General features: G+C 41.8%; 1 protein-coding gene. It reads right to left on the reverse strand.

What is annotated here, in order from left to right; genetic code table 11:
* Positions 1 to 126: 126 nt before the first annotated feature.
* On the reverse strand, positions 127 to 1,438 hold a 1,312-nt coding region (locus ACKVDP_RS13780), incomplete at its 5' end, for an IS110 family RNA-guided transposase (protein ID WP_409229478.1).

A 1,438-nucleotide genomic window follows, 5' to 3' on the forward strand; every position in this document is an offset into this window, starting at 1 on the left:
AAAAGCAATCTGGTAATATGTCAAGAAGAGATTTTTAAATAAATAATCCAGATGAGCTAAAGGAGGACAGCCCAAACAGAACCTAGGATTTTCAGGGGAAAAACAGGTTTAAGATCAGAAAATATTCTATTGTATCTCTCCAACTTTACCGCTGGAGTAGATTTGATTTTTAGTCAGCAAGCCAAAAATCAGACGAACTAGTTTACGAGATGTAAGTGCGAGTGCTCTTTTATGACAATGGGTTGTAACTTCACCATACTTCTTGTTGTAGAAGTCCCTGTACTCTGGAACATGGTTTATGACACTGTTTGCAGCTTCAATGAGGTAGTATCTCAGATATTTGTTGCCGGTTTTGGTCATTCTAGTATCATCAGAGGAGTAATCGCCAGACTGGTTTACCCTCCAGGTTAGACCGGCATATTTAGCCAAGGAATCATGTGAGCCAAAGGATGTAATAGTGCCAATTTCAGCAAGAATACCACTGGCAAGTACCGGACCAATACCGGGAATGGAAGTCAGAGATTGATACTCTACAGGGTTGATGCCTTTAATGGTCTTCTCAATGGCTTTGTCAACTACCTTGATCTCATCATCAAATGCTTTGATAAGGTTAAAGGACGAGGCAATGGAGGTGTTTAAAGGCTCATACAAGACTTGATCCAAACGGTAGGAATCCCTGGCAGCCTTTTGTAGCAACCTGGCTGTTTCATAGGGGTCACTGAACCGATTCTTACCCTTGGCAGAGACAAATGCTACAAGATCCTCAATGGAAGAGTAAGTAATATCATCCAAAGAGAGGAACTCAGTCAAAACGGCAGCAGAAGTAACGCCATAGGTATTGGAAAAAGGCTTTTCATCCTTATCCAGGACAGCCAACTCGCTAAACTTCAGATAGATGTTGGAAACCATATAGGTCTTCTCGCGAGTAATGCACTCAACCAAATGGAGTCTATGCCTGGAAAGTCTCTGCAAGGCAAGAAACTGAGCCCCCCGCCAGGGCTCGGATGTGATTCTTCCACACCTGGCAAAATCAGCAATAACAAAAGCATCCAGGGGATCAGTCTTATCAATATCTACAAAAGACTTCCTGTAATTGGCAACAGACTTAGGGTTTAGGCAGTAAACAAGAGGTTTGAAGGGCAGAAGCTCTTCACTTGAAGAGAGAAAATTGGCAATGTGTGTACTGTAAAAGGAAGTTGATTCCAATGCGATAACAACATATTCAAGGCCATTGGAATTAAGACAGCCAAGGATGCTATCCAGTATGGATTCGGCACCAGGCTGGTTATTCAGAGCCTTTAGATTGAGAAGCTTATCGCCTTGAAAATTCAGAGCACATAAGACATTGGTCCTAGAGCTTACATCAATACCAACGAATAAAGTAGACATAAAGTTGTTCTTCACAAGATCACCACCTTTCATAAAAAGATAAGGGTGG

Source organism: Gudongella ferriphila (assembly GCF_046224405.1).
Classification (GTDB): domain Bacteria; phylum Bacillota; class Clostridia; order Tissierellales; family Tissierellaceae; genus Gudongella.